At 63.6% G+C, this 3,756-nt stretch carries 5 protein-coding genes; 4 read left to right on the top strand and 1 reads right to left on the bottom strand.

Annotated elements, in window-relative coordinates; translation table 11 throughout:
* The 4 genes from EN914_RS27900 to EN914_RS27885 all read left to right on the top strand — a co-directional run.
* On the top strand, positions 1-895 hold an 895-nt coding region (locus tag EN914_RS27900), incomplete at its 5' end, for an HPP family protein (RefSeq protein WP_164778965.1).
* Positions 896-1,027: 132 nt separating this feature from the next.
* Positions 1,028-1,699: an RNA polymerase sigma factor gene (locus EN914_RS27895; RefSeq protein ID WP_024505013.1), complete on the top strand. Its 672-nt coding sequence runs from the start codon at positions 1,028-1,030 to the stop codon at positions 1,697-1,699.
* Positions 1,700-1,816: 117 nt separating this feature from the next.
* Positions 1,817-2,341, top strand: a complete 525-nt coding sequence (locus tag EN914_RS27890; RefSeq protein ID WP_024505014.1) for a DUF4142 domain-containing protein — start codon at positions 1,817-1,819, stop codon at positions 2,339-2,341.
* Positions 2,342-2,352: 11 nt separating this feature from the next.
* On the top strand, positions 2,353-2,661 hold the full coding sequence (locus tag EN914_RS27885; protein ID WP_024505015.1) for a cupredoxin family copper-binding protein: 309 nt from the start codon (positions 2,353-2,355) through the stop codon (positions 2,659-2,661).
* Between the two features lie 111 nt (positions 2,662-2,772).
* Here EN914_RS27885 and EN914_RS27880 read toward each other — a convergent pair whose 3' ends face one another.
* The gene (locus EN914_RS27880; RefSeq protein ID WP_024505016.1) at positions 2,773-3,603 is read right to left on the bottom strand and encodes a crotonase/enoyl-CoA hydratase family protein; all 831 of its coding nucleotides are present in this window, start codon (positions 3,601-3,603) and stop codon (positions 2,773-2,775) included.
* Between the last annotated feature and the right edge of the window lie 153 nt (positions 3,604-3,756).

The following is a 3,756-nucleotide window of genomic DNA, read 5'->3' as shown; positions in this document are numbered from 1 at the left end:
GGCGGTGCTGCTGTTCGCCGTGCCCGCCAGTCCGCTGGCACAGCCATGGTCGATCATCGGCGGCAACACGATATCGGCACTGGTCGGCGTGATCGTGGCGCATTTCATCCACGAAACCGCCCTTGCCAGCGGCATCGCGGTGGCACTGGCCATCGCCGCCATGTCGTTCACGCGCTGCCTGCATCCGCCGGGCGGAGCGGCCGCGCTGACCGCGGTGCTGGGAGGGCCTGCCGTGATCAGCGCCGGCTTCCTGTTTCCATTCGTGCCGGTGGCGCTGAACTCGATCCTGCTGGTGGCGCTCGGCTACGGCTTCCACAGGCTGGCCCGGCGCAATTATCCGCATGTGCCGGTTGCGGCGCCGGCAAACAGCCACGGCACCGGCGATCTGCCGGCGCAGCTGCGCGTGGGCTTTCGGTCGGAAGACATCGATGCCGCGCTTGGCGCACTCGACGAGACGTTCGATATCGATCGCAACGATCTCGACCGGCTGCTGCGGCAGGTCGAATTGCAGGCGATGGTGCGCGCGCACAAGACCCTTCTGTGCGAGGACATCATGTCGCGCGATGTGATCTCGGTCGATGCTCACACCTCCACCGAGGCGGCGCGCCAATTGCTGCTTGACCACAACATCCGCACCTTGCCGGTCGTCAATGCGGAAGCCAGGCTGGCAGGCACGGTGGGGTTGCGCGAACTCACCCAGGACTCGGGGACGGTTGGATCCGTCTTAACGCCCGCGGCAACAGCCGCCGCCGGCGTCGCCGCCATGGGGCTGCTGCCCGTGCTCACCGATGGCCGCAGCCACGCGGTCATCATCGTCGACGACGACAAGCGGATTCTCGGGCTGATCACCCAGACCGATCTGTTGGCCGCCACGGCGCGCCTGCAGGCTGCCTGACAAGCCTTCACTCACACTGTAGTGTAGCGGCCGCCGGACCCGGCAGAAAATCTTCGGGAACCTTTTGCCGGCGACAGCGTCCAATCTCCCAATCGAGATCCTGGTTCGGAGATTGGGTTGAGGAACCTTGCCATGCCTGCTGTGACGGCCGTGCCTTCCGCTGTGCCAGGCGAGATGCAGCTTGTGCACCGCGCGCTGGCGCGCGACGGCGACGCCTTCCGCACCATCATCAAGACACACAATCAGCGGCTTTACCGGATCGCGCGCGGCGTCGTGCGCAATGACAGCGAGGCCGAGGACATCGTGCAGGAGGCCTACGTCAAGGCTTTCGCCCATCTGGATGCGTTTCGCGGCGACTCCTCGCTCGCCACATGGCTATCGCGCATCGTCATCAACGAGGCGCTCGGCCGGCTGCGCAAAAGGCGCAAAACGGTGGCGCTGCCGGAAAATCCGCAAGCCGAGATCATCCGGTTTCCCCTCAATCCCAGCGACGATCCGGAACGGACAATGGCGCAACGGCAGATCCTCCAACTGGTCGAACAGGCCACCGACAGCCTTCCCGACGTCTACCGGACGGTGTTCGTGGCGCGGGTGATCGAGGGGCTGAGCATCGAAGAGACCGCCGACCTCCTCGGCGTGCGGCCGCAAACCGTCAAGACAAGACTGCACCGCGCCCGCGCCCTTGTCCGCAAGGCGCTGGACGACCAGATCGGGCCGGTGCTGCTCGACGCCTTCCCCTTCGCCGGCCGGCGTTGCGAACGACTGACCAGCGCCGTGATGCGACGGCTCGGGCTGGAAAGCTGAGCCTCAGCGGATTTCAGTTCATTTCAGCGGGAACGTTTGCCGCTGACCAGCATCCAATGACCGTCAACCGAAAAACGCTGTCCGGGACGATTTCAGCGTCCCGGCGAAGGAGATGCCATGTCTATCCGACACACTGCTGCGCTTGCCGCCCTGCTGCTGCTCGGCACCGCCCCGTTCGCACAAGCCGCCGACAAGCCGACCGATCCGCAGATCGCCCATATCGCCTACACGGCCGGGGTCATCGACGTCGAAGCGGCCAAGCTGGCCATCGACAAATCGAAGAACAAGGAGGTTGTCGATTTCGCCAAGGATATGGTCCGCGATCACGAGGCTGTAAATGTTCAGGCGCTCGACCTGGTCAAGAAGCTCAAGGTCACCCCGGAAGACAACCCCACCAGCAAGGCGCTGACCAAAGCTGCGACGGAGGAGCGGGCCAAGCTCGCCAAACTCCACGGCGCTGCCTTCGACAAGGCCTATGTCGACAATGAGGTCGCCTATCACAAGCAGGTCAACGGCGCGCTCGAAACCCTTTTGATCCCGTCGGCGCAGAATGCCGAGCTGAAAAGCCTGCTGGAAACCGGCCTGAAGATATTCCAGGGCCATGAGCAGCACGCCGAACACGTCGCCGGCATGCTCAAGTAAGGACCGGGAGCATGCAGAACCGCCATCTGTGGATTGCGTTGACGCTCGCCGTCGGGATCGTGCCGGCGCAAGCCGAAACCATCCAGGTCACCATCGACAGGCTGGTGTTCTCTCCGGCCACCGTCGAGGCAAAGGTCGGCGACACGATCGAGTGGGTGAACAAGGATGTGTTCGCCCACACGGCCACCGTGAAAGGCGGCTGGGAAGTGATGATCCCGCCGAAGAAATCCGCAAGCCTGACTTTGAAGACGGCGGGACCGGTCGACTACTTCTGCCGCTTGCACCCCAACATGAAGGGCCGTTTGGTGGTGGCGCCCTGATCCAGCTCCGACGAGTGCATGTCGCCCAAAAGTAACCTCGGTTTTGGGAGAACGACACGCATGAAAACAAAGACCTGAAGCGGGTCGCCTGAGGAATTCAAGCGACCCGCTTCAGGCTCGCCTGGCCTCGTCGGGACGCGCGATATGTGTCCACGAGCCGTCATAGCCCGGCTCGCGACGTGCAATCCAGGCATTCAGCCCTTCGCGCAGATCAGCGGTCGGGGCCATGCGGGCAAACTGCTCGGCCTCGACCAGCAAACCTTCGGCGATGCTCTGGTTGAGGCCGCGCGCCACTGCCGTGAGGATGCCGGCAATCGCCAGATCGGAGTGCCGCAGGATACGCCTGGCCAGATCAAATGCCGCCGGCATCAACTCGGCATGCGGCACAACCTCGTTGACGAGACCCAGTTCAAGCGCCCGCGGCGGCGCAAACCAGTCGCCGGTCAACAGCAGTTCGAGCGCCCGCTTGCGCCCCGCGAGCCTCGGCAAGCGCTGGGTTCCACCAAAGGTCGGCGGCATTGCGAGGTTGATTTCCGGCTTGGCGAACAAAGCGCGGTCACTGGCGATAGCGAGCGGTACGGCCTCGGTGATTTCGCAGCCGCCACCAAAGGCAATGCCGTTGACGGCGGCGATGATGGGCTTGCGGTAGGCTTCCAGCCTCGCCGTCAGCCGCTGCCCGCGCATGACGAAATCCCGCATCGCGACACCGACGCCAAGCGCCACGCTGGCCGAGAACTCGTGAATGTCGCCGCCCGCCGAAAACGCCCGCTCCCCCGCTCCGGTCAGAATGACCGCTCGGACGCTGTCATCGACTTCCATGTCGTCAAGGACCGCAAGCAGGCGATCGATCAGGGCATAGTTCAGCGCGTTGAGTTTCTCCGGCCGGTTGAGGGTGAGGATGGCAATCCCATCCCGGGTTTCGCTAAGGACAAGATCTGTCATTTGGCTCTTCCTTCTCCATCATGCTGATGGCTGGAAGACTATGCCCTTTGTCGCTTGTGTATATTCACTAGTCGGTATACGTAGGCTCATGCCTGACACGCAGAGCCCTACCCGCAAACGCATTGTCGATGCCGCGACCAGGCTCTTCTATGC

The organism is Mesorhizobium sp. M7A.F.Ca.CA.001.08.2.1 (genome assembly GCF_003998455.1).
Lineage (GTDB): Bacteria > Pseudomonadota > Alphaproteobacteria > Rhizobiales > Rhizobiaceae > Mesorhizobium > Mesorhizobium ciceri.
This window is presented reverse-complemented; position numbering and strand designations above follow the sequence as displayed.

Excerpts from the sequence above, each read along its gene's own strand:
- EN914_RS27890 (WP_024505014.1), top strand. The coding sequence starts at position 1,817 with ATGTCTATCCGACACACTGCTGCGCTTGCCGCCCTGCTGCTGCTCGGC.
- EN914_RS27885 (WP_024505015.1), top strand. The coding sequence starts at position 2,353 with ATGCAGAACCGCCATCTGTGGATTGCGTTGACGCTCGCCGTCGGGATC.
- EN914_RS27895 (WP_024505013.1), top strand. The coding sequence starts at position 1,028 with ATGCCTGCTGTGACGGCCGTGCCTTCCGCTGTGCCAGGCGAGATGCAG.
- EN914_RS27880 (WP_024505016.1), bottom strand. The coding sequence starts at position 3,603 with ATGACAGATCTTGTCCTTAGCGAAACCCGGGATGGGATTGCCATCCTC.